Annotated in this window: 23 protein-coding genes; 15 read left to right on the top strand and 8 right to left on the bottom strand. The window is 69.9% G+C overall.

Annotation, left to right across the window (positions count from 1 at the left end):
* Positions 1-17 precede the first annotated feature (17 nt).
* The 4 genes from nusG to EDF63_RS15095 all read left to right on the top strand — a co-directional run bounded on the left by nusG (position 18) and on the right by EDF63_RS15095 (position 3,126).
* Positions 18-1,031 (top strand): transcription termination/antitermination protein NusG, encoded by a 1,014-nt coding sequence (nusG, locus tag EDF63_RS15110; protein WP_123313835.1) that lies wholly within the window; start codon positions 18-20, stop codon positions 1,029-1,031.
* A gap of 144 nt (positions 1,032-1,175) precedes the next feature.
* Complete coding sequence (gene rplK, locus EDF63_RS15105) at positions 1,176-1,607, top strand: 50S ribosomal protein L11 (RefSeq protein ID WP_022906459.1); 432 nt, start codon at positions 1,176-1,178, stop codon at positions 1,605-1,607.
* A 90-nt stretch (positions 1,608-1,697) separates the two neighbouring features.
* Positions 1,698-2,387, top strand: coding sequence for a 50S ribosomal protein L1 (rplA, locus tag EDF63_RS15100; RefSeq protein ID WP_111084260.1), 690 nt, complete (start codon positions 1,698-1,700; stop codon positions 2,385-2,387).
* A 130-nt stretch (positions 2,388-2,517) separates the two neighbouring features.
* Positions 2,518-3,126 (top strand): Pr6Pr family membrane protein, encoded by a 609-nt coding sequence (locus EDF63_RS15095; RefSeq protein ID WP_123313834.1) that lies wholly within the window; start codon positions 2,518-2,520, stop codon positions 3,124-3,126.
* Positions 3,127-3,135: 9 nt separating this feature from the next.
* On the opposite strand, the gene EDF63_RS15090 is transcribed toward EDF63_RS15095, so the two are convergent.
* Both EDF63_RS15090 and EDF63_RS15085 read right to left on the bottom strand, forming a co-directional pair.
* Complete coding sequence (locus EDF63_RS15090) at positions 3,136-3,819, bottom strand: YqaJ viral recombinase family protein (RefSeq protein WP_185021455.1); 684 nt, start codon at positions 3,817-3,819, stop codon at positions 3,136-3,138.
* A 67-nt stretch (positions 3,820-3,886) separates the two neighbouring features.
* On the bottom strand, positions 3,887-5,098 hold the full coding sequence (locus EDF63_RS15085; protein WP_185021454.1) for an ROK family protein: 1,212 nt from the start codon (positions 5,096-5,098) through the stop codon (positions 3,887-3,889).
* Positions 5,099-5,243: 145 nt separating this feature from the next.
* Here EDF63_RS15085 and EDF63_RS15080 point away from each other — a divergent pair, with 145 nt between their 5' ends.
* From EDF63_RS15080 to EDF63_RS15055, 6 genes are all read left to right on the top strand, one after another.
* On the top strand, positions 5,244-5,990 hold the full coding sequence (locus EDF63_RS15080) for a sugar phosphate isomerase/epimerase (RefSeq protein ID WP_123313833.1): 747 nt from the start codon (positions 5,244-5,246) through the stop codon (positions 5,988-5,990).
* Positions 5,987-7,132 carry a Gfo/Idh/MocA family protein gene (locus tag EDF63_RS15075; RefSeq protein ID WP_123313832.1) on the top strand — a complete coding sequence of 382 codons (1,146 nt, stop codon included), beginning with the start codon at positions 5,987-5,989 and terminating at the stop codon, positions 7,130-7,132. Before EDF63_RS15080 ends, EDF63_RS15075 begins: the two co-directional genes overlap by 4 nt.
* A gap of 103 nt (positions 7,133-7,235) precedes the next feature.
* Positions 7,236-8,537, top strand: a complete 1,302-nt coding sequence (locus EDF63_RS15070; protein ID WP_123313831.1) for a sugar ABC transporter substrate-binding protein — start codon at positions 7,236-7,238, stop codon at positions 8,535-8,537.
* A 181-nt stretch (positions 8,538-8,718) separates the two neighbouring features.
* Positions 8,719-9,714 (top strand): carbohydrate ABC transporter permease, encoded by a 996-nt coding sequence (locus EDF63_RS15065; RefSeq protein ID WP_123313830.1) that lies wholly within the window; start codon positions 8,719-8,721, stop codon positions 9,712-9,714.
* Positions 9,707-10,546 carry a carbohydrate ABC transporter permease gene (locus tag EDF63_RS15060; protein WP_123313829.1) on the top strand — a complete coding sequence of 280 codons (840 nt, stop codon included), beginning with the start codon at positions 9,707-9,709 and terminating at the stop codon, positions 10,544-10,546. The genes EDF63_RS15065 and EDF63_RS15060 overlap by 8 nt, the downstream gene beginning before the upstream one ends.
* Before the next feature lie 117 nt (positions 10,547-10,663).
* The gene (locus EDF63_RS15055) at positions 10,664-11,611 is read left to right on the top strand and encodes a biopolymer transporter Tol (RefSeq protein ID WP_123313828.1); all 948 of its coding nucleotides are present in this window, start codon (positions 10,664-10,666) and stop codon (positions 11,609-11,611) included.
* Between the two features lie 59 nt (positions 11,612-11,670).
* On the opposite strand, the gene EDF63_RS15050 is transcribed toward EDF63_RS15055, so the two are convergent.
* From EDF63_RS15050 to EDF63_RS15030, 5 genes are all read right to left on the bottom strand, one after another.
* Positions 11,671-12,348, bottom strand: a complete 678-nt coding sequence (locus EDF63_RS15050) for an ABC transporter ATP-binding protein (RefSeq protein ID WP_123314077.1) — start codon at positions 12,346-12,348, stop codon at positions 11,671-11,673.
* A 146-nt stretch (positions 12,349-12,494) separates the two neighbouring features.
* Positions 12,495-14,039 (bottom strand): ABC transporter permease, encoded by a 1,545-nt coding sequence (locus EDF63_RS15045; RefSeq protein WP_123313827.1) that lies wholly within the window; start codon positions 14,037-14,039, stop codon positions 12,495-12,497.
* A gap of 128 nt (positions 14,040-14,167) precedes the next feature.
* Positions 14,168-14,878, bottom strand: coding sequence for a glycosyltransferase family 2 protein (locus EDF63_RS15040; RefSeq protein WP_185021453.1), 711 nt, complete (start codon positions 14,876-14,878; stop codon positions 14,168-14,170).
* Entirely contained in the window at positions 14,875-16,233 is a 1,359-nt protein-coding gene (locus tag EDF63_RS15035) for a bifunctional PIG-L family deacetylase/class I SAM-dependent methyltransferase (RefSeq protein ID WP_123313826.1), read from the bottom strand. Before EDF63_RS15035 ends, EDF63_RS15040 begins: the two co-directional genes overlap by 4 nt.
* Positions 16,227-17,264 (bottom strand): acyl-CoA/acyl-ACP dehydrogenase, encoded by a 1,038-nt coding sequence (locus EDF63_RS15030; RefSeq protein ID WP_123313825.1) that lies wholly within the window; start codon positions 17,262-17,264, stop codon positions 16,227-16,229. The genes EDF63_RS15035 and EDF63_RS15030 overlap by 7 nt, the downstream gene beginning before the upstream one ends.
* A 104-nt stretch (positions 17,265-17,368) precedes the next feature.
* Here EDF63_RS15030 and EDF63_RS15025 point away from each other — a divergent pair, with 104 nt between their 5' ends.
* The 5 genes from EDF63_RS15025 to EDF63_RS15005 all read left to right on the top strand — a co-directional run bounded on the left by EDF63_RS15025 (position 17,369) and on the right by EDF63_RS15005 (position 22,025).
* Positions 17,369-18,109 carry a response regulator transcription factor gene (locus EDF63_RS15025; protein WP_017888661.1) on the top strand — a complete coding sequence of 247 codons (741 nt, stop codon included), beginning with the start codon at positions 17,369-17,371 and terminating at the stop codon, positions 18,107-18,109.
* Positions 18,106-19,599, top strand: a complete 1,494-nt coding sequence (locus EDF63_RS15020) for a cell wall metabolism sensor histidine kinase WalK (protein WP_123313824.1) — start codon at positions 18,106-18,108, stop codon at positions 19,597-19,599. Before EDF63_RS15025 ends, EDF63_RS15020 begins: the two co-directional genes overlap by 4 nt.
* A gap of 283 nt (positions 19,600-19,882) precedes the next feature.
* On the top strand, positions 19,883-20,398 hold the full coding sequence (gene rplJ, locus EDF63_RS15015; protein WP_111084245.1) for a 50S ribosomal protein L10: 516 nt from the start codon (positions 19,883-19,885) through the stop codon (positions 20,396-20,398).
* 51 nt (positions 20,399-20,449) lie between these two features.
* A complete protein-coding gene (gene rplL / locus EDF63_RS15010) occupies positions 20,450-20,830 on the top strand; it encodes a 50S ribosomal protein L7/L12 (RefSeq protein WP_017888664.1) in 381 nt (126 codons plus the stop codon).
* Positions 20,831-21,107: 277 nt separating this feature from the next.
* Positions 21,108-22,025 (top strand): type IV toxin-antitoxin system AbiEi family antitoxin domain-containing protein, encoded by a 918-nt coding sequence (locus tag EDF63_RS15005; RefSeq protein WP_123313823.1) that lies wholly within the window; start codon positions 21,108-21,110, stop codon positions 22,023-22,025.
* A gap of 175 nt (positions 22,026-22,200) precedes the next feature.
* Here EDF63_RS15005 and EDF63_RS15000 read toward each other — a convergent pair whose 3' ends face one another.
* Entirely contained in the window at positions 22,201-23,625 is a 1,425-nt protein-coding gene (locus EDF63_RS15000; protein ID WP_123313822.1) for an amino acid permease, read from the bottom strand.
* Positions 23,626-23,760 lie beyond the last annotated feature (135 nt).

The following is a 23,760-nucleotide window of genomic DNA, read 5'->3' as shown; positions in this document are numbered from 1 at the left end:
AACGGAAAGAATCGACTGTGTCTGACTACTCCCGCGACGACATCGACCTCGCGACGGCTGCCGAGCAGTCCTCCGAGGTCGAGGAGAACCAGGAAGGCGACGTCGAGACCGGCGAGGAGCGCTCCGCCGAGTCCGCCGAGGAGCGCGCGATCTCCGTCGAGTCCGAGGACGACGAGTCTCTCGGCATCGACGAGGAGCTGACCGCGCTGCAGGAGTCCAAGGACCCCGAGGCCGACGCCGTCGTCGAGGACGCCCTCGAGATCGACTCCGCCGACGAGGCCGAGGCTGCGGTGGAGGCCGTCGAGGACGAGGAAGAGATCGAACTCGAGTCCGAGACCGCCGAAGAGGCGAACGAGACCCTCGCCGCCGACGAAGCCATCGACGCCGAGGACGACGACGCCGAAGAGGCCGAGGTCGACCCGTACGAGGCCTTCAAGGTCGAGCTGCGGATGAAGCCGGGCAAGTGGTACGTCATCCACTCCTACGCGGGCTTCGAGCGCCGCGTGAAGTCGAACATCGAGAACCGCATGGTGTCGATGTCGATGGAGGACTCGATCTACCAGGTCGAGGTCCCGATGGAGGACGTCGTCGAGATCAAGAACGGGCAGCGCAAGCTGGTCACCCGTGTCCGGATCCCCTCGTACGTGCTCGTCCGCATGGACCTCAACGAGGACTCGTGGTCGGTCGTCCGGCACACTCCCGGCGTCACCGGCTTCGTCGGCAACGCCCACAACCCGACGCCGCTCCGTTTCGACGAGGCGTTCGGCATGCTCAAGTCCCTCGTGCAGGTCGCCGAGGCCGCCCCGACCAAGGGCGGCTCGAAGTCCGGCGGTTCCCTGCAGGCGCAGCCCGCGGCCGAGGTCGACTTCGAGGTCGGCGAGACGATCACCATCAAGGAGGGCTCGTTCGCGGGCCTCCCCGGTTCGATCTCCGAGATCAAGCCGGAGAGCGGCAAGCTCACCGTCCTCGTCTCGCTGTTCGAGCGCGAGACCCCGGTCGAGCTCAGCTTCGACCAGGTCACGAAGCTCTAGTCCAGGTCTGCCCGTTCGGGTAGACTCATCGAGTTTGGGCCCGCACGCCTCGTGCGTGTGGGCCTTCACCGCGGTCCGGAACGGCCGGACCAGCGGGAGAGTGCACGGATCCCCGTGCGTTCGATTCCAGGAGGAAGACAAGTCATGGCACCGAAGAAGAAGGTCACGGGCCTGATCAAGCTGCAGATCAACGCGGGAGCCGCCAACCCGGCCCCGCCGATCGGTCCGGCACTCGGTCAGCACGGCGTCAACATCATGGAGTTCTGCAAGGCGTACAACGCGGCGACCGAGTCGCAGCGTGGCAACGTCGTGCCGGTCGAGATCACCGTCTACGAGGACCGTTCGTTCACGTTCGTCCTCAAGACCCCGCCGGCCGCTGAGCTCATCAAGAAGGCTGCTGGTGTGCAGAAGGGGTCCGCGACCCCGCACACGGTCAAGGTCGCGAAGATCTCGATGGACCAGGTCCGTCAGATCGCCGAGACCAAGCAGGCCGACCTGAACGCCAACGACATCGAGCAGGCCGCGAAGATCATCGCCGGCACCGCACGCTCGATGGGCATCACGGTCGAGGCCTAAGCACCGATCGGGCTCCGGCCCACACCCAGACACCTTTCCGTGGGAGAGCCGCGCCGGCTCGTCAACCACGTATCTCGCAAGGAGACCACCATGGCGAAGAAGTCCAAGGCCTACGAAGCCGCGGCCGCGAAGATCGAGGCCGACAAGTTCTACACCCCGACCGAGGCAGTCGCCCTGGCCAAGGAGACCGGCTCTGCGAAGACCGACTCCACGGTCGAGGTCGCACTGAAGCTCGGCGTCGACCCGCGCAAGGCGGACCAGATGGTCCGTGGCACGGTCATCCTGCCGCACGGCACGGGCAAGACCGCCCGCGTCATCGTGTTCGCGACGGGTGCGGCGGCCGAGGCCGCCATCGCAGCCGGCGCCGACGAGGTCGGTGGCGACGAGCTCATCGCGAAGGTCGCCGAGGGCTACACCGCCTTCGACTCCGCCGTCGCGACGCCCGAGCTCATGGGCAAGGTCGGTCGTCTCGGCAAGGTGCTCGGCCCGCGTGGCCTCATGCCCAACCCGAAGACCGGCACCGTGACCCCGAACGTGGCGCAGGCCGTCAACGACATCAAGGGCGGCAAGATCGAGTTCCGCGTCGACAAGCACGCCAACGTGCACTTCGTCGTCGGCAAGGCCTCGTTCACGCCGGAGCAGCTCGACGAGAACATCTCGACCGCGCTCGAGGAGATCAACCGCCTCAAGCCGAGCTCCTCGAAGGGCCGCTACGTCATGAAGGGCGCCGTCTCGACGACCTTCGGCCCCGGCATCCCGCTGGACGTCAACAGCATCTGAGTCCACTGACTCCGGGTCACTGACCTCCGGGTCACTGACCTCCGGGTCACTGACCCGCAGGAAGGCCCGCACCGGAAACGGTGCGGGCCTTTCCGCATCTGCGGGACCGCGGCCCCGGTAGCGTGGTGGCGTGCGCACCCTCGTCAACTCGCTCCGGTTGATCGCCGTCATCGCCGTGGTCGTGGCGATCGTCGCCCAGTGGCTCGTCAGCTCGGAAACGGCCGCCTACAACCCGTGGAACTTCTTCGGCTACTTCACCATCCAGTCGAACGCCATCATCGCCGTGGCCCTGGCGGTGACCCTCGTCGCGTCGGCTCGGCGGAAGCGCGGTGACCTGCGGGTGAGCCTGCTGCGGGGCGCGGGGACGGTGTACATCGCGACGACGGGCATCGTCTACAACACCCTGCTCACGAACGTCGACGTGTCGGCGAACGTCCAGTGGTCGAACGACGTGCTGCACAAGGTCATCCCCGCGTACGCCGTGCTCGACTGGTTGGTGTTCTCGGACCGGTCGAAGCTGCTCCTCCGCCACGTGTGGTGGTTCTTGATCTACCCGGCGGTGTGGACGATCGTCATCCTGATCCGCGGCGCGACCGACGGCTGGGTGCCGTACCCGTTCCTCGACCCGGCGCAGGGCTACGGCGTCGTGGCGATCTACTGCGTCGGCGTGGGCGTCTCGATCGGGTTGCTCGGCGTGCTGGTCGTGGGGATGAGCCGGCTCCGCCTGGTCAAGGTCTGAGCGGACGGGCTACGAGCGGAAGTCGCGCAGCTTGTCGAGCACCAGGTCGGCGAGCTGGACGAGCCCGCGGATCTGGTCGTCGTCACGGTCGACCCACCGGCACTCGGGTTCGTCGGCGACGGGGACGAAGCCGTCGTGGCGCTCCCAGACGAACAGGGTGCGGTCGGCGCCGAGCACGTACTGCTGCCACCAGATCTGTCGCAGGTAGTGCCGGGGGATGCTCCGCCAGCCCTTCGCGGTCGTCTTGATCTCGGCTAGCACGACGCGTGAGCCCTGGACACCGACGCCGTCGGGGGTGGCGAGGTGCGCCCGGTTCGCCGCCGCGTGGAACAGGTGCGCCGACGGCTGGATGCCGTGGGTGGCCGCGACCCAGGCGGCGATGTGCGGCTCGCGGTCCTTGCCGTGCTCGGTGAACGCGTTGCCGGAGAACCGTGAGCCGTAGCGCTTCTCGGCGACGACGGCCTCGACCGCGTGGAGCGACGCGAGTCGTGCGACGTCGGTCGCGGTGATGCCCGCGGCGCGGGCGCGGAGCCATGCGAAGCGGTCCGACGAGTGCGCGACGATGCGCTCGGTGTGGCCGCGCAGGGCGGTGAACGCGTCCCGCCCCGGAACCGCGACCGGCGTGGCGGAGGCGGGCACGTCCTCCAGGCCGGGGTCCAGGTCGCCCCACAGGGTGGGCTGCACGATCGTCACCCGACGATTCTCCCCCCGACCACCGGCAGGACCGAATCCGACGCGCTCACGGGTCGCGGCGCGCACGTCAGGAGACGAGCTCGCGCCCTTCGGCGAAGGCGACCAGCTCGTCGACCCCGGCGGGGGAGAGCGCGTATCCGATCGCCAGCGCCGCTGCTCCCTGCAGTGCGGCGAGCGACCCCGCACGCGACTGGGCGATGACGAGGTGTTCGGTGGCGAGTGGCATCGAGCGCGAGTAGACGACCTCGCGGACGCCGGCGAGCAGGTGCTCACCGGCCTGCGTGATCGAGCCGCCCAGGACGATCACCGACGGGTTCATGAGCGAGACGCACGTGGCGAGGACCTCGCCGATGTCGCGGCCGGCCTGGCGCACGGCGTAGATCGCGTCGAGGTCGGACCGGTTCACCAGGTCCAGGACGTCGGCGCCGGTGTGGGCGTCGTGCCCCTTCGCGCGCAGGGCGCGGGCGATCGCCGGACCGGAGGCCACCGCCTCGAGGCACCCGGTGTTGCCGCAGTGGCAGGGGACGTCGCCGGCGCGGGAGACCCGGACGTGGCCGATGTCGCCCGCGGTGCCCTGGGCGCCCCGTCGCAGCGCGCCGTCCGACACGATGCCGGACCCGATGCCGGTGGCGACCTTGACGAACAGCAGGTGGTCGACGTCGGGCCAGCCGTGCTCCCGTTCACCGAGGGCCGCGATGTTCACGTCGTTGTCGAGCAGGACGTGTGCGGCGATGTGCTGACGGAGCCACGACGGCACGTCGAAGCCGTCCCACCCGGGCATGATCGGGGGATTGGCCGGTCGTCCCGTCGAGAACTCGACCGGGCCGGGCACGCCGATCCCGATGGCGATGACGTCCTGGCGGGCGCGGCCGACCTCGTCGAGCAGCTCGTCGATGGTCGCGACCAGCCACGAGAGTGTCTCCACCGGGCCGGCGGCGATGTCGATGCGCGCCTCGCGGGTGGCGAGCGGGGCGGCGACCAGGTCGGTGACGGCGACACGGCCGTGCGAGGCACCGAGGTCGGCGGCGATGACGAGCCGGGCGCGGGGCTTCAGCGCCACCTGCGCCGGCGGCCGTCCGCCGGTGGAGACGGCGGTGTCGACGGGGCCGACGAGACCGACCTCGATGAGGGAGTCCAGGCGCACGCCGATGGTGGAGCGTGCGAGTCCCGTCAGTGCGGCGAGCTCGGCCCGGGTCCGCGGCACGCCGTCGCGGAGGATCTGGAAGAGCTCGCTCGTCCCGACCGGAGGCGACGCTGCCGTCCGAGTCAAGTCGACCATGTGGGGAGTGAAGCACACATCGAACGCGCCACGCAACGAAGTTCGTCGACGTTCCTCGAACTTCTGCTTGACCGCCGACAGAAGTGGCCATAGTGTGACGCTCGGTCAGTGACGACCGCACCATCTCGACGAGGAGAACCCCCAGGTGACCCAACCGATCTCGGTTCAGCTCTACACCGTCCGCGACGCCCTCTCGGCCGACCTGCCCGGCACGCTCCAGCGCATCGCCGACATCGGCTACACGAACGTCGAGGCCTTCGGCTTCGTCGACAACGCCGACGAACTCGCCGCCGCGCTGCGCGACGCCGGCCTCGCCGCCCCGAGCGGACACGCACGGCTGCTGGACGCCGGCGAGCAGGACCTCGAGCGCATCTTCCACGCGAGCGTCACCGCCGGGCTCGGCACCCTGATCGACCCGCACATCGACGAGGCCCGCTGGACCACCCGCGAGGACGTCGAGGCGATCGCCCGCGAACTGAGCGCCCTCGCCCCGCGTGCGGCCGACCACGGCCTCGTCCTCGGCTACCACAACCACGCGTTCGAGTTCTCGAACCGCATCGACGGCGTCAGCGCCTACGAGGTCTTCGCCGACGCACTGTCCGACGACGTCGTGCTCGAGCTCGACACCTACTGGGTCACGGTCGGCGGCGACGACCCGGTCGCGATCATCGGCAAGTACGGCGACAAGATCGAGTTCCTGCACGTCAAGGACGGCGACGGGTCGCACGACGACGACAAGCAGGTCGCCGTCGGCAACGGCATCATGCCGATCCGCGAGATCCTCGCCGCAGCGCCCGACGCGCTGCACGTCGTCGAGCTCGACGGCCACGAGGGCGACGTGTTCCAGGCCGTCGCCGACTCCTACACGTTCCTCGAGGGGGCACGCGCATGACCGACACCACCACGACCGCAGCGGTCGACAGCAGCACCCGCACCGGCCGCGTCGGCGTGGGCGTCATCGGCGCCGGGGTCATCTCCGACCAGTACCTGTCGAACCTCACCGTCTTCCCCGACGTCGAGGTCCGCTTCATCGCCGACATCGACCTGCCGCGCGCAGCCGCCCAGGCCGAGAAGTGGGGCGTCCCCGGATCGGGCACCGTCGAGGAGCTCCTGGCCGACGACGACATCGAGATCGTCGTCAACCTGACGATCCCCGCCGCCCACGTCGAGGTCGCGCTGCAGGCACTCGCCGCCGGCAAGCACGTGTGGGGCGAGAAGCCGTACGCCCTCGACCGTTCGAGCGCTGCCGAGCTCCGCGACGCCGCCCGTGCCGCCGGCAAGACCGTCAGCGTCGCACCGGACACCTTCCTCGGTGCCGGCCTGCAGACCGCGCTCCGCACCATCCGCGACGGCCGCATCGGCAAGCCGCTCAACGGCCTGACGCTCTTCCAGAGCCCCGGCCCGGAGTCGTGGCACCCGAGTCCCGAGTTCCTCTTCGCCTACGGCGCGGGCCCGCTGTTCGACATCGGCCCGTACTACATCACCACCCTGGTGCAGACGTTCGGTCCGGTGAAGAAGGTCACGGCGACGGCGTCGAAGTCCCGCGCCACGCGCACGATCGGCTCCGGCCCGAAGGCGGGTACCGAGTTCCCCGTCGACGTCCCGACGAACCACTCCGCGCTGATCGAGTTCGAGGACGGCGGGAGCGCGCAGAGCGTCTTCTCGTTCGAGTCGGACCGCGGTCGCACGGGCGTCGTCGAGATCGCCGGCGAGACCGGCACCGTCGTGTTCCCGGACCCGAACAACTTCGACGGCGACACCGAGCTGTACGCGCTCGGCGCCGAGGAGCCCGAGACGATCCCCGCGGTCGGCTCCACCTACTCGCGCGGCACCGGCGTGGTCGACCTCGCCCGCTCGCTCCGCGCCGGCGACGAGAACCGGGTCCCCGGTGCGCTCGCCTTCCACGTCCTCGACGTGATGGTCTCCATCGCCGAGGCGGCAGAACGTGGCGAGGCGGTGCTCGTCGAGAGCACCGTTTCGCCCTCCCAGACCCTCCCCGAGGGTTGGGACCCCGCGGAGCAGACCCTGGCCTGACCGGCCCGGGTCCGTCCCGCACCACAGCAGCACCCGACAGATCCACCTCGCAGCACCCCTGCTCCATCCCTGCACCATCTCAACGACGAGAAAGTAGAGAGTCATGCGCACTGCCATCCGCGCACTGGCCATCACCGCGGCCGCCGCACTCACCGTGACCGGCCTCGCAGCCTGCTCCTCCGGATCGTCCGGTTCCTCCGGCGACTCCAAGACGCTCACCTACTGGGCGTCCAACCAGGGCACGTCGCTCCAGAACGACAAGGAGGTGCTGACCCCCGTCCTCAAGAAGTTCACGAAGGAGACCGGGATCAAGGTCGACCTCCAGGTCATCGGCTGGAACGACCTGCAGACGAAGATCCAGACCGCCGTCACCTCGGGCCAGGGCCCGGACGTCGTCAACATCGGCAACACCTGGGCCACCTCGCTCCAGGCGACCGGTGCGTTCCAGGAGTACGGCGACGCCGAGATGAAGGCGATCGGCGGCGCCGACAAGTTCGGCAAGGTCGCGCTCTCCACCGGTGGCGCCCCGGGTGAGACCGTCACGAGCGTGCCGCTCTACGGCCTGGCGTACGGCCTGTACTACAACAAGAAGATGCTCGCGGACGCCGGGATCACCCCGCCCACCACGTGGGAGGACATGGTCGCCGACGCGAAGAAGCTGACCAAGGGCGACACCTACGGCTTCAGCCTCGCCGGCGGCTCGTACACCGAGAACTCGCACTTCGCCTTCATCAACTCGGCGCAGAACGGTGGCGAGTGGTTCGACAAGGACGGCAAGCCGACCTTCACGTCGAAGGCGAACGTCGACGGCATCAAGCGCTACCTCGACCTCATGCAGGACGCCAAGGTCGCGAACCCGTCGAACGCGCAGTACGACAACGCGACGCAGTCCACCACGGACTTCGCCAAGAAGAAGGCCGCGTTCATCCTCAACCAGAACAACGCGAACGCGACCATCGAGTCGCTCGGCATGAAGTCGTCGGAGTACGGCGTCGTCGCCCTGCCCGCACCGACCGGTGGCGAGCAGATCGCTTCGTTCCCGGCCGGCATCAACCTGTCGATCTTCAAGAACACGAAGAACAAGGACGGCGCGCTCAAGTTCGTCAAGTACATGACGGACATGGACACGCAGACGACGCTGGACAAGCCGTACTCGGCTCTGCCGGTGCTCGCCGAGGCTGCTGACTCCGTCACGGACGAGCAGACGAAGACGTTCCTCGACATCTACAACAACAAGGCGAAGCCGCTCCCGCTGGTGCCCGCCGAGGACCAGTTCGAGTCCACGGTCGGCAAGGCGATGAACGACATGTTCGCCCAGATCGCGACCGGCTCCAAGGTCTCCGAGGCCGACATCAAGTCGGCCCTGCAGACCGCCCAGGACCAGGTGTCCCAGGCGAACGGCTGATCCGATCCCGGAGGCCCGGGGCACGTCCGCTGGACGCGCCCCGGGCCTCCACCCCCCAGCCCCAGGGCCGGCCAACCGCCGGCAGTGAGCCTCACGTCTCACGCACACCGCGCCTCCCGTCCGCTGCCACGGACCGGGGTGCGAAGCACCCGACCCTCCTCCTGCCGAAAGGCCCCCGCCCATGTCCACGACGGTCCTGCCCGATGCGGAGCGCATCGACCTGACGCACACGAAGGGCTCGACGCTGTCGAGCCGTCCGCCAGGTCGCAAGCGCAAGCGCAACTGGCTGCCCTACGCGCTCGTCGCGCCGGCCATCCTGTTCGAGCTGCTCATCCACATCGTCCCGATGCTCACCGGCATCTGGATCTCGTTCATCCAGCTCACCAAGTACTTCATCGCCAACTGGGGCGCCGCCCCCTTCGCGGGGTTCAAGAACTACCAGGTCGCCATCGACTTCGACCAGGCGATCGGCCGCGGGGTCCTCAACTCGTTCCTCATCACCTGTGCCTTCACGGTCCTGGTCGTCGGGCTCTCCTGGACCTTCGGCATGGCCGCGGCCGTCGCGCTGCAGAAGCCGTTCGCGGGTCGCGGGCTCTTCCGCACCCTGTTCCTGGTGCCCTACGCGCTGCCGATGTACGCCGGCGTGATCACCTGGAAGTTCATGTTCCAGCGTGACTCCGGAGCGCTCAACCACCTGTTGGTCGACCAACTCGGACTCTTCGGCGGGAACGCCCCGTTCTGGCTCATCGGCAACAACGCCTTCGTCGCGGTCGTCGTCGTGGCGATCTGGAAGACCTGGCCCTTCGCGTTCCTGATGCTGATGGCCGGCCTGCAGTCCGTCCCGAACGACGTCTACGAGGCTGCCTCGGTGGACGGCGCGAAGCCGTTCCGCCAGTGGCGCTCGATCACGCTGCCGATGGTCCGCCCGGTCAACGTGACGCTCGTGCTCGTGATGTTCCTCTGGACCTTCAACGACTTCAACACGCCGTTCGTGCTGTTCGGCTCGACCGCGCAGCCCCCGGCCGCGGACCTGCTGAGCTTCCACATCTACAACGCGTCGTTCATCACCTGGAACTTCGGTTCCGGTGCCGCGATGAGCGTCCTGCTCCTCCTCTTCCTGCTCGTCGTCACCGGCATCTACCTCGCCGTGACCAACCGGAGGTCCGTCCGTGCGTGAGACAACTGGCGCCAAGTCCTTCAAGATCATCACCCTGATCGTCCTGACCCTCTTCACGGTCGTGCCGCTCTACGTGATGATCACCACGGCGATCAAGCCCCTCGGTGACGTGCAGGACAACTTCACGTGGATCCCGACGACGATCACCTTCCAGCCGTTCATCGACATGTGGTCGACGGTGCCGCTCGGCCGGTACTTCATCAACTCGCTCGTGGTGTGCACGGTCGCGACGGTGTTCTCGCTGATCATCGCGACGTTCGCCGCCTACGGTGTCTCGCGCTGGAACTTCAAGGGCAAGAGCACCTTCACCACCGCGGTGCTCTCCACCCAGATGTTCCCCGGCGTGCTGTTCCTGCTCCCGCTGTTCCTCATCTTCACGAACCTCGGGAACACGCTCGGCATCCAGCTCGTCGGATCGTGGCTCGGCCTGATCATCACCTACCTGACGTTCACGCTCCCGTTCTCGATCTGGATGCTCGCCGGCTACTTCGAGACCATCCCGCGCGAACTCGACGAGGCCGCGATGGTCGACGGCTCCGGCCCGATGGGTGCCCTGTTCCGGGTCATCCTGCCCTCGGCCCGCCCGGGTCTGGTGGCGGTCGGGATCTACTCGTTCATGACGGCCTGGGGTGAGGTCCTCTTCGCCTCGGTCATGACGAACGGCCTCGGTTCGACCCTGGCGGTCGGTCTGCAGCAGTACTCGACGCAGACGAACGTCTATTGGAACCAGGTGATGGCGGCGAGCCTCGTCGTGAGCATCCCGGTCGTGGCCGCGTTCCTCATCGTGCAGCGGCAGTTCGTGGCCGGCCTGACCGCCGGCGCGGTGAAGTAGCCGCTCCGGCTACAGCTCCAGCTCCAGCTCTGCCAAAGCGACAGATCCCCGCCGATGTTCGGCGGGGATCTGTCGCTTTCGCGGACCAGTCCGAGGCGGCCCGGCAGGATGGGACCCATGAGCGAAGCGCGCGGGCGGCAACTGCTGCCGGGACAGACCAGCCGGGTGCACGTGTACGACATGGCGTCGCGGACACCGCGGCTGGTGTTCGAGTCGAGGACGGTGCTCGTCGAGGCGCCGAACGTCCTCGACGCCGACACGCTCGTGCTCAACGGTGACGGCGACCTCTGGCTGCTGCGGCTGCCCGCTCCGGACACGGACGCCGTGCTCGACGAGACCGCCCTGGTGCGGGTGTCGATGCCCGGCGTCCCCGAGATCAACAACGACCACGTGCTCGACCCGTCGGGCACCTCGGTCGTGGTGAGCGGGCGCGACGGGGACCTCTACCGGGTCCCGGTGCCCGCCGGGGGAGCGGCGGCGACCCTCACCGACGTGACCACCGCCCTGCCGACCCTCCGGAAGTTCTACCTGCACGGCATCGCACCCGACGGGGAGACCCTCGCGGCGATCGTCGGGGAGCGGACCACGGACGGCGTCTGGACGACCGACGTCGCACTCGTCGACCCGGCGACCGGCGAGCCGACGTTCCTGACGAGGGATGAACACGCCGACGACGGGGTGTCGTTCGCGGGCGACGTGCTCGTGTGGAACTCGGAGCGCTTCACGCCCGGCACCGCACAGCTCGTCTCCCTCCGGCCGGGGTCGATCGATCCGGTACGGCTGACGAACGACGACCGGGTGAACTGGTTCCCGCACGTCTCGCCGGACGGGGAACACCTGCTCTACCTGTCGTACGAGCCGGGCGTGCAGGGCCACCCGGCCGACCACCGCGTGGAACTGCGGCTGCTGCCCGGGGTGCTCGTCCGCGGAGCCCGGATGATGCCGGTGCCGGAGACCCTCGTCGTGCTCGACGGCGGTCAGGGCACCGTCAACGTCCCGCCGTGGTCGCCGGACTCCCGCTGGTTCGCCTACTGCGACTACCCGGTGGGACGAGACTCGGTCTGAGCGACAGTCCTCGGGCTCGTGGCCACGGGACCGTCGCCCACCGCGAGACCCGGGTCACCTCAGACCTCGCGCACCTGCCCCTGCTTGAGGTGCAGGCGACGCTCGGCCCGCTTCGCCACCCACGAGTCGTGCGTGACGATGACGACCGTCAACCCGCGTTCCTTCCACTGCTTCTCGATGAGCCCCATGATCTCGTCACGGGTGCCCTCGTCGAGCGCGCCGGTCGGCTCGTCCGCCAGCAGCACGCTGGGGTTCTTCACCAGGGCGCGGGCGATCGCGACGCGCTGCTGCTGCCCACCGGAGAGCTCGGCCGGCAGGTGCTCCATCCGCTCGCCGAGCCCGACCTCCCGGAGCGCAGCCGTGGCCCGCTCGCGGATCTCGGAGCGTGCACGGTTCGCCAGGGAGCCCGCGAACGCCGTCTCGACGTTCTCGAGCGCCGTCAGCGTGGGGATGAGGTTGAAGCTCTGGAACACGAAGCCGATCTCGGTCGCCCGCAGGTCGGTCAGTGCACCGTCGCCGAGCTTCGCCACGTCGCGGTCGCCACCGAGGTGGATCGACCCGGCCGTCGGTCGGTCGAGCGCCCCGAGCATCTGCAGCAGCGTCGACTTGCCGCCGCCGGTCGGACCCTGGATCGCCACGAGCTGTCCCTGCGGGATCGTCAGGTCCACGTTCGTCAGGGCGGTGACGGTCCGGTTCTTCTGCTTGTACGTCTTGCTGACGTTCGTCAGCCGGTACATCGGACTGGAGGCGCGGCTCGCCTCCGCCTGGCCGGCTGCGGTGTCGGTGCTGGTCACGGTCGCTCCTTCTGGTCGCGTGCTCGGGATCGGTGCGGGCCCGGCGTGCGGGCCGGTGGTCGGTGTCGTGTCGGTGGCGGGCCCGGACATCAGGCCACGCTCCGCAGGGCCTCGGCCGGACGCAGCCTGCTCGCGCGCCAACCGCCGAGTGCGCCGGCGATGAGGCCACCGAGGATCGCCAGTCCGATCGCCAGCAGGATGACCTCGACCGTCACCGGGGCGTGCAGGACCACGTCGGTCGTCGACGCGGAGCTCGCGCCGCCGCCGAAGCCGCCGGCCGGAGCGCCGCCTGTGGTGCCGCTGCCGGCGGCCGCGGTCGCCGCGCCACCGGGCAGGCCGCCACCACCTGCGCCGCCACCGCCCGTCGTGGTCGAGGCGCTCGCCGAGATGGTCGGGCTGATGACGTTCACCACGAGGATGCCGATCAGGCCGGCTGCTGCGCCGAGGACACCGCCGATGAGGCCCTGCACGAGCGACTCCCCGGCGACCTGCCGGGTGATGCGGCCGTTCGACCAGCCGATGGCCTTGAGGGTGCCGAACTCGCGGGTCCGTCGGGTGACGCCGGAGATCGTGAAGAGGATCGCGATGAGGAACGCCGCCGCCAGCACCACGATGGACAGCCAGGTGCCGAGGTTCGAGACGAGGCTCGACGCGGTGCTCAGCGAACCGGAGACGCTCGACGCCAGGTCGGACTCGGTCGAGACCGTGGCGGTCGTGAGCTTCTGCTGCAGGGCGGTCTTGATCGCGCTGACGTCCGACGAGGACTCGGCGGACACGTAGATCGAGGTGACCTTGCCGTCGAGGTCCGCCAGCGCCTGTGCGGTGTCGAGGGGGATGTAGGTGTTCGAGCCGGTCGTGGACGACGAGCCGGTCGAGGTGACGATGCCGATGACCTCGAAGTCGGTGCCGCCGATGTCGACGGTGTCGCCGACGGCCTTCGACTCGCTCTTCGCGTAGGACGCGTCCAGCACGACGACGTCCTTGCCGGCGTCCTTCGCGGTGAAGGTCCGGCCCTTCGTGAGCTCGGTGCTGGTCAGGGGCCCGACGGCGTCGCCGGAGACCGGGATGCCGGTCACGGTGAACGAGTCGACGTCGAACGAGCCGCCGCCGAAGCCGCCGCCGCCGCTCGGCGGGCCCTGCTGGGTGGAGCTGTCCGCGCCGCTGCTGTCGGAGCTGCTGCTGTCCGTGCTGCTGCCGTCGGTGGACTGCTGGACCTGACCGGAGAACGTGCTGTTCTCGAGGGTCAGGACACCGGTCGCGGCCTTGACGCCGTCGGTGCCCGTCACGGTCGTGAGGTTGGCGGCGCTGAGCGTGCTCGTGCCGCGAGCGACGGCGAGCCGCGACTGCGACAGGTCGGTCGAACCGCTGCTGTCGCTGTCGTCACCGCTCTGGCTGCCGAAGTCGAAGCTCGGCCGACCGGAACCCGACGCGCTCGGGGTCGTCGTCTTCGTGACGGTGATGTCGGTGCCGACGCCGTACACGGACTGCAGGACGCTGGACTGGGCCGCCTTCACGCCGCCGGCGATCGAGGACACGATGACCACGAGGGCGATGGCCAACGCCATGCCGATCGCGATGATGACGGTCTGCTTCTTGCGGTTCGTGAGCTCGCGCCTGAGGTACGTCAGGAACATGGTTCTCCTCGGTGGTGGCCGGCTGGGGTCACCGGCCGCGCAGTGCGCACGGCGGGGCCGACGGAGGAGAACGTAGGCAGCCGGTCAGTGGCCGCCCCATCGGCAGCCTGTGAGCCGTCTAAGGAGCCTCAGCTCGCGTCGCCGTACGCCTGGCGCAGGTGCTCCGCGTATCCGCCCGGGGTCCGACCCGCGAACCGCCCGCTCGTCACCACCGGGAGCTCGACCGTCGCGTCCACGCGGAACCCCATCGCGTGCGCCCGCTCGACGAGTCGGACGTCCTCGTGCTCGGGGACGGGGTCGAACCCGCCGAGCGCCAGGTACGCGGCCGCCAGCACGCCGAGGTTCGCGCCGTGCACGTGCCCGAGCGCCGCGCCGGGCGGGTGCGCCTGCGTCCACCGGGCGAGCACGACGGGGTCCAGGTCGTCCGGGTCGGGGACGACGGCGCCGACGAGCACGTGTGCCCCGGACCGGAGGGCCTCGGCCTGCTGGACGAGCCACCCCTCCGGCACTCGCGAGTCCGCGTCGGTGTGGGCGAGCCAGCGCTCCGCCGGGTCGCCGGGGTACCGGTGGAGCGCGTGCGTGGCACCGATCGTGCGTGCCCGCCCGACCCCGACGTGCGCGGTCGCGACGGCGTCGACGGGGAAGCGCTCCGCGACCGTGGCCGTGTTGTCGGTGCAGCCGTCGAGCACGACGGTCACCGAGACTTCGACCGCGGGGTGTGCCTCGGCGAGCCGGGCGCGGGCGGCGAGCAGGGCGTCGAGGCAGGCGGCGATCCGGTCCTCCTCGTCGTGTGCGGGCAGGACGACGTCGATGCGCGTGGCTCCAGAGGGCACGGTCACCGGACGAGCCCCTCGGCCCGTGCGACCGACACGACGCCGGGGCCGGGCAGCACGCTCAGCACGAAGTCCGGTTCGACGTGGCGGACGAGGGCCGGCCGTGGCCACCGTTCCGCGAGTCGGGCGTCCACCGTGTCACCGCTCGACACCGCCTCGTCGTCGGGGTGCCGCCAGTGGCAGGCGACCAGCACGCCGTCGTCGTCGAGCGACGCCAGCACCTGGTCGATGGTCTCGTCGAGGTCGGCGGGGGACAGGTAGTAGCCCACCTCGGACATCACCACGAGGTCCCACCGGCCCGACGGCCACTCGGCGGGCAACGAGGCCTGCACGAACCGGGCGCCCGGCGCACGGACCGCGGCCTGTGCCAGCGGCGCGGCCGAGATGTCGGTGCCGAGGACGGCGTCGGCGCGTTCGGCGAGCGCGGCGGTCAGGACGCCGGTGGCGCACCCGAGCTCGAGCGCCGATCGGTACCGTTCGCGGGGGAGCGCGGCGAGCGTCACCGCTCGCTTGCGGCGTTCGTACCAGGAGCCCTCGAAGTCCCACCCCTCGGGTTTCCGCTCGTAGTGCGCGTCGAAGGACTCCCGCGAGCGGGACGCCGTCGGCTCGGGCTCGAAGAACCACTCGGTGGACCGCAGGTGGTGCGCGGCGTGCCGGTCGTCGACGATCGCCTCGTCCCCGGCGGCCGGGGACAGCGGGCGGATCTGCGAGGCGTAGGCGTCGAGGGCGGCGCGCTTCCGTGCCCGCGCGGCGTCGGGGAGCCGCAGGACCCGGGCGCGGGCCCACGGCTGTGCGGATGCGGACGGGTCGTCCCAGTGCCATGCCCAGATCGGGTAGGTCAGCAGCGACACCCCGGCCGCTCCGGCGGTGACCTCCTCGGCGACCTCGCCCGTGATCCGGTGGTCGCGGTGGCCGTCACCCCGCCACGGCGCCACGACGAGCGTCGGTCGCTCCGCGTCGTCGAGCGCTCGCTGCAGTGCGTCGACGACCTCGTCCCGGTGTTCGCGGGTGCCGCCGTCGGGGATGCCGACCGACGACGACGTCGCGCCGGCGTGCAGCGTGGCCAGGGCACGGGTGAACTCCGCGTCTCGGACGCCTGCGAGTTCCGGCGCGGTCGTGGTGGGGGAGTCCGGGTGGGAGCGCTCGCCGCGGGTGAGGAGCAGGACGTGGGTGGGGACCCCGGCGTCCGAAGCGCGCGCGATCAGGCCACCGGCACCCAGTGTCTCGTCGTCGGGGTGCGGCGCGAGGACGACCACCGAGCGGATGCCGTCCAGGTCCACCGGTGTGGTCGGCACCGCGTCGAGGAACGTGGTCCACGCCGCGGGTGCGGTCCCCGGCTCGCGGTGGTCGAAGGTCACCATGCGACACCGCCGCGTTCCGTGACGATCCGGCCGATCCGGGCGAGGTCCCGCGCGCCGTGGTCCTGCAGCACGTAGAGCTCGAGGTCGGCGACGCGTGCCGCGACGGCGGGGTCCGAGGTCAGGGGCGCCGGGCCGACGGTGGCGACGACCCGCTCGCGCACGGAGTCCACCGTCCGACGGACCCGGGAGCGCACCGTCTGGGCGAGCAGTGGCCAGTCGACGTCCGGAGCGTCGGGGTCGTCGGACCGGTCGATCCGGGCCGCGGCGTCGGCGAGGGCGTCCTCGGCGTCGGCGAGGTCGATCACCGTTGCGCCGAGGGCGGCCTGCAGCAGCTCGGACTCCGGGTGGGCTGCGGCCAGCGAGCGCAGGACCCGTCCGAGTCCGACCGCTCCGCCCCACCAGCACGCCGCGACGCCGATGCCGCCCCACGCGAAACCGGGTCGTCGCAGGTACCAGCCGGGTGCGCCGACGAGCTGTGCCGTGACGCCGTCGAAGTCGACCGGGCCGCTCGGTACGTCGGGCATGCCCCGGGCCACCCAGGCCTCGTCGTGTGCCGTGACGCCGTCCTGCCGCAGGTCGACGGCGACGAGGACGCGGTCGTCCCCGGCATGTGCGGTGACCAGGGCGTGCGACAGCGTCGAGGCGAGGGAGCACCACGGCTTCGTGCCGGTCAGGAGCGCCGTCCCGTCGTCCTGCACCGTGGCGTCGAGGCGGAGGCCGGGGCCCTCGGCGGCGAAGACGCCCCAGGTCGAACCGGCTGGGGCGGGCGTCCCGGCCTGGTCGAGGATGCCGAGCGCGTCGAGGTGCGGTTCGACGGTGCGGGCGGTCGCGACGTCGCCCGCGGCGACGGCGGCGAGCGTGGCGAGGAACCCGCCGGCGGTCCCTGCGGACAGCAGCGGGGTGGTGGACGCGAGCGCACGGGCGACGGTCAGACGATCTGCCGGGCTCGAGTCGGGCCTCCCGGCCGTCTCCTCGATCCCCGTTGTGTCGACGTGCCTGGCGGACGGTGGCCAAGCGGAGGATCGCAGCATCCCTCCAACCTACGAAGGAACGGCCGAGTGCTCTCGGAGCGATCCACAGAGCGCGGAGGGGCGGCCCACAGACCACTCATAGGAATTCCTCGATACTCGAAGACGTGACCATCTCCCAGCCTGCAGCAGCCCCGCGCCTCACGCGTGCCGACGGAACCCCGTTGCGCATCCTGGTCGTCGACGACGAAGCCAGCCTGACCGACCTGTTGTCCATGGCGCTCCGCTACGAGGGCTGGGACGTCAAGAGCGCGAACGGCGGGCAGGACGCCCTGACGACCGCGCGGGAGTTCAAGCCCGACGCGATGGTCCTCGACGTCATGATGCCGGACCTCGACGGTCTGCAGGTGCTCAGCCGACTGCGGCAGAACAACGACGACACCCCGGTGCTGTTCCTCACCGCGAAGGACTCCGTCGAGGACCGCGTGACCGGGCTGACGGCCGGCGGCGACGACTACGTCACGAAGCCGTTCTCCCTCGAGGAGGTCGTCGCACGGCTGCGTGGCCTCATCCGCCGCTCGCAGATCTCGATCTCCGAGGCGGGCGACTCCCGCATCGTCGTCGGCGACCTGGTGCTCGACGAGGAGTCGTACGAGGTGCACCGTGCCGGCCGGCCGATCGAGCTGACCGCCACCGAGTTCGAGCTCCTCCGATTCCTGATGCGCAACCCCCGACGCGTGCTCTCGAAGGCGCAGATCCTGGACCGCGTGTGGTCGTACGACTTCGGCGGCAAGTCGTCGGTCGTCGAGATCTACATCTCCTACCTGCGCAAGAAGATCGACGCCGGCGAGACCCCGATGATCCACACGGTGCGCGGCGTCGGGTACGTCATCAAGCCGACCTCGTGACCCTGCGGCGCCGGCTCGTCCTGAGCATCGTCGCCCTCGTCGTCGCCGTCAGCGCGGTGATCGGCGGGGCGAGCCTCATCGCGCTCTTCTCGATCCAGACCAGCGCGATCGACAAGCAGATCACGAGCGCCACCCACCGGGCACAGCGGTACCTGCAGCAGAACCAGTCGGGGCAGCCGAGCATCGACCTGTCCCGGCCGTCCGGGCAGGCCGCCGGCACCCTGACGGCGTACTTCGTCGACGGGCAGGTCGTCATCGCGAACGTGCTCGACGACTACGGCCGCCCGAGCGGGATCCCGCAGGCCAGCGCCGAGGCACTGGGGTCCGTCCGCGTGGACGCCGACCCGGAGACGATCGACCTCGGCTCGGACGTCGGACGCTACCGTCTGGCCGCCGTCAACGTCGGCCCGGCCGTCCTGGTCGTGGGGCTCCCGATGGCACCCGTGTACGACAGCGTCTGGAAGCTGTTCGCCGGGGTCCTCTCCGTCCTGGCAGCCGCACTGGTCGCCGGTTCGGTCGTCGCCGCGTTCGTGGTCCGGCAGTCGCTCCGGCCCCTCGAGCGCGTCGCCGAGACCGCCTCCACCGTCGCGCGCATGCCGCTCGACCGCAGCGACGCCCTCGACGGCGTCCGCGTTCCCGACACCGACCCCCGCACCGAGGTGGGCCGGGTCGGCAGCGCCTTCAACCGGATGCTCGGGCACATCGCAGGCGCCATGCAGGCGCGGGAACGGTCCGAACAGAAGGTCCGGCAGTTCGTCGCGGACGCCTCGCACGAGCTCCGCACCCCGCTCGCCTCGGTGCGTGGGTACGCCGAACTCACCCGGCGGATGGGCGGCGACCTGCCGAAGGACGTCGTCTACGCGATGAGCCGCATCGAGTCCGAGTCCATCCGGATGACGTCCATGGTCGAGGACCTGCTGCTCCTCGCCCGCCTCGACGAGGGGCGCGAGATCCAGTTCGCCGAGGTCGACCTGACCGGGCTCGTGCTCGACGCCGTCAACGACGCGCACGCCGCCTCGCCGGACCACGTCATCGAGATCGACGTGCCGTCATCGCCCGTGGTGGTCCTCGGAGACGCCGCGCGCCTGCACCAGGTCATCGTGAACCTCGTCACGAACGCCCGGACGCACACCCCCGAGGGGACCCGCATCACCGTGGGGATCGCGCCGGCCGACGGCGGCGTGGACCTGACCGTCCGCGACACCGGCCAGGGCATCGACCCGGAGTTCCTGCCGAAGCTGTTCGAGCGGTTCGCCCGAGCCGACAGCTCCCGGTCGCGCACCGTGGGGTCGACGGGGCTCGGGCTCGCGATCGTGGACGCGGTCGTGCAGGCGCACGGCGGCAGCGTCGAGGTGGCGAGCGTGCCCGGTGACACGGTGTTCACGGTCCACCTGCCGATGGATCCCGCAGCCGCCGCGGCGGCTGCGTCCGCGTCGGACGTGTCTGCTGACTGGTCGGGGACGCCCGCTGCGGTGGACGCGACCCACTGACGACCGGGAGGCGCGGTGCGGGCCCGCACCGCGCCTCCAGACCGCCGTTTGGTCTCGTCCACCGCATCTGGTACTGTTCTCGAAGCCAAAGACCGCCGGATGTCGTGCTGCTCGCAAAGTGTTTGTGAACATCATGACCGAAGGTCCTCACTCGTGAGGCATCCCGCGCAGGTGTTCCGAACCACTCCCACCGTCAGGTGAGAGCAGCTCCGAGCCTCTGCGCCGGAGCTTTTTTCATGTGTGGAGACCTGGGGCTAGCCGGCAAGAAACCCCAAGGAGAACCATGGCGAACAAGGAAGCTGCGGTCGCCGAGCTCACGGAGTCCTTCCGTAGCTCGAACGCCGTTCTGCTCACCGAGTACCGCGGTCTCACGGTCGCGCAGCTCAAGGAGCTCCGCAACTCGATCCGTGAGCACGCCACGTACGCCGTGGTGAAGAACACGCTGACCAAGATCGCGGCGAACAACGCCGGCATCTCCTCGTTCGACGAGGAACTCGCCGGTCCGTCCGCTCTCGCCTTCGTCCACGGTGACACCGTCGCCGTCGCGAAGTCGCTGCGTGCATTCGCCAAGGCGAACCCCGAGCTCGTGGTGAAGGGTGGTTACTTCGACGGTAACCCGCTCTCCGCGACCGAGGTGGACAAGCTCGCCGACCTCGAGTCCCGTGAAGTTCTGCTCGGCAAGCTCGCCGGCGCCTTCAAGGCCTCGCTGTTCGGTGCTGCGTACCTGTTCCAGGCCCCGCTCTCGCAGGCCGTCCGCACCGTGGACGCCCTTCGCGAGAAGCAGGAGTCCGCGGCCTGATCAGGCTCGCGTTCCACAACCACACGTATTAGCTAGTAGTAGGAGAAAATCATGGCGAAGCTTTCGCAGGACGAGCTCATCGAGGCCTTCAAGGAGCTCACGCTCATCGAGCTCTCGGACTTCGTGAAGAAGTTCGAAGAGGTCTTCGAGGTCACCGCTGCTGCCCCGGCCGCTGCTGCCGCTCCGGCCGCCGCTGCCCCGGCCGAGGCCGCTGAGGAGAAGACCGAGTTCGACGTCATCCTCAAGTCCGCTGGTGACAAGAAGATCCAGGTCATCAAGGAGGTCCGTGGCCTGACGTCGCTCGGCCTCGGTGAGGCCAAGGCGCTCGTCGAGACCGCCGACGCCAAGATCCTCGAGGGTGCGAACAAGGAGACCGCCGACAAGGCGAAGGCGACCCTCGAGGCCGCTGGCGCCACGATCGAGCTCGCGTAGTCTCGACCGTTCGGTTCACGAAGGCCGCTGCCCCTCGGGGTGGCGGCCTTCGTCGTGCGCGGGTGCGTGTGTGCGGGGCCCGGGAGGCGCTTCCGCCAAAGCGACAGAGTGCCGCCAACTGTTCGCGGGATTCTGTCGCGATGGCAACACATTCAGTCGCTCATTGCTGAGATCTGTCGCTTTGGCAGTCCACTGTTGACGCCCGGGAGGCGCGGCGGTTGTCCACAGATCGGCTCCGGACCCTGAGACCGGTCGTTTCGAGCGACAGTGTGCTGTCATGCACCCTGCCAACGCGATCGAGATCTTCCGCACGAACGACCTCGACCGGGCTGGCGCGCGCCATCTCCAGCGACGGCAGCGGACCGATGAGCTCGTGCGCGTCCGGCACGGCGTCTACGTCGAACGTGCGCCGTGGGAGGGACTGGACGGCCGCGGTCGACACCTCGTCCGGATGCGGGCCGTCATCCCGTTGCTCCGGTCCGGCACGGTCTTCGCGCTCGACTCGGCCGCCGCGGTGTTCGGTGTGCCACGACTCGATCCGTGGCCCGAGCGTGTCCACGCCGTGGACGCCGGGATCGCGCACGATCGGCACCGTGTGGGACTGACCGTCCACGCCGGTGCGCCCGAGCCATCGGGGAAGCTGTTCCACGGTGCCCCGTTCACCGCTCTGGCCCAGACCACCGTGGAGAACGCCCGGCGTGGCACCCTCGCCGATGCGGTCGTCGGGCTCGATCACGCGTTGCGGAGCGGTGTCGACCGCGGGGAACTCCAGCGTCTGTGTGCCGCCGCTGGTCCGTGGGGATCGGCACGACTCGAGCAGGCCCTGATGATCTGCGACGAGCGCCACGAGTCGGTCGGGGAGTCGTTCCTGGCGGCCCGCGCCGCCGAGCTGCACTGTCCGGACTGGGAACCGCAGCACGAGTTCCGCGCACCGGACGGCCGTGTCGACCGTGTCGACTTCTGGCTCCCACGCCAGGGAATCGTCGTGGAGTTCGACGGTCGACAGAAGTACGAGGACCCCGGGATGCTGGGAGGGAGGACCGGCGCCGAGGCTGTGTGGGCCGAGAAGCAGCGTGAGGACCGCGTCCGGGGTCGATCAGAGGTGAACGGCTTCGTCCGCGTCTACTGGGAACACCTCGTGGCACCGGAACGACTTCGGTCGCTGTTCCGACAGTACGGCGTGCCGTGCCGCTGATGGTGGGACCATCCGTGCTGCCAGCGCGACACTTCTTGCCGGAGCCAGGCCGAGCCTTCCGTCAAAGCGACAGATGTCAGCAAACAGTTGGCGGAACCTTGTCGCTTTGGCGGATGTGGCCCGGGGGTACGGCGGGGTCGGCCGAGTCTCCGGGCGGGGCGGGGCGGGCGGCGGGTCAGCGCAGGGTGCTGTGGCGGCGGCCGTAGGCCAGGTAGAGCACGGCGCCGACGACCATCCAGATGCCGAACGCGATCCACGTCGTGGCGCCGAGGAACACCGCGAGGAGCACGCAGCTGAGAGCACCGAGGACCGGCACGACGGGGAACAGCGGGACGCGGTACGAGCGCTCGAGGTCGGGCTGCGAGCGGCGGAGCACGATGACCGACACGTTGACGAGCGCGAACGCCACCAGGGTGCCGATGCTCGTCGCGTCGGCGAGCTCGCCCAGCGGCACGAGGGCGGCGACGATCGTCACCGCGATGCCGATGATCAGCGTGTTCGCGATCGGGGTGCCGGTGCGGCGCGAGACCCGACCGAAGACCTTCGGGACGAGGCCGTCGCGTGCCATGGTGAGCAGGATCCGGGTCTGACCGTAGAGCACGGTCAGCACGACGCTCGCGATCGCGACGACCGCACCGATCGAGAAGACCAGCGCGACGAGGGGCTGGCCCGTGACGTCGACCACGATGCGGACGAGCGAGGCCTCGGACGACGAGAAGTCCGTCCACGAACGGGCACCGATCGCGGCGATGGCGACGAGGATGTACAGCGCCGTGATGAGCGCGATCGAACCGATGATCGCCCGGGGGAGGTCGCGGCGGGGGTTCTTCGCCTCCTCGCCTGCGGTGGACGCGGCGTCGAAGCCGATGTACGAGAAGAAGAGCCGGGAGGCCGCGGCGGTGACCCCGGCGGCACCCATCGGTGCGAGCGGTTCGAAGTTCTGCGCCTGGAAGGCCGTGAAGGCGACGACCATGAAGAACACGAGCAGTGCGATCTTCACGACGACCATGACGGTGTTCACCCAGGCGCTCTCGCGGGCTCCGGGGATCAGGACCACGGTGGCGAGCAGGACCAGGACGGCCGCCGGCAGGTTCACGACGCCGCCGTCCCCCGGGGGCGCGGACAGTGCCGTCGGCAGGTGCAGCCCGAACACGCGCAGGGTCTCGTCCACGTACTCGCTCGCGCCGACCGCGACCGCGGCCACCGAGACGGCGTACTCGAGGACGAGGCACCACCCGCACACCCATGCGATGCCCTCGCCCATGGTGGCGTAGGTGTACGAGTAGCTCGACCCCGAGGTCGGGACGGCTCCGGCCATCTCGGCGTAGGACAGCGCCGAGAGCAGGGCCGCGATCCCGGCGACCACGAAGGAGATCCACACGGCCGGCCCCGCGAGCGGCACGGCCGTGCCGAGCACGACCAGGATGCCGGTGCCGAGGGTGGCGCCGACGCTGATCATCGTCAGGTGCCAGACGCCGAGGGACCGGCGGAGCGGTTCACCGTTCACACCGACAGCCGCCTCGGACTGCAGCTGCTCGATCGGCTTGCGGCGGGCGAGCTGCTGGCGGAGGGACGTGGGACGGGACGGCGCGGACGTCATGGGACCTCGGTGGTGCGGGGGCGGGGACGGCACATGCTCGCACGCCCCCTGAACGGGGTCAAATACACCCGCCGGACCGCACGGCGGAACGGTGGCCGACGAGCGTGCGCCGATGTCCGACCGCGGGGATACGGT

Origin of the sequence: Curtobacterium sp. JUb34 (assembly GCF_003755065.1) — a bacterium.
In the GTDB taxonomy this organism is placed as follows: Bacteria; Actinomycetota; Actinomycetes; order Actinomycetales; family Microbacteriaceae; genus Curtobacterium.
This window is presented reverse-complemented; position numbering and strand designations above follow the sequence as displayed.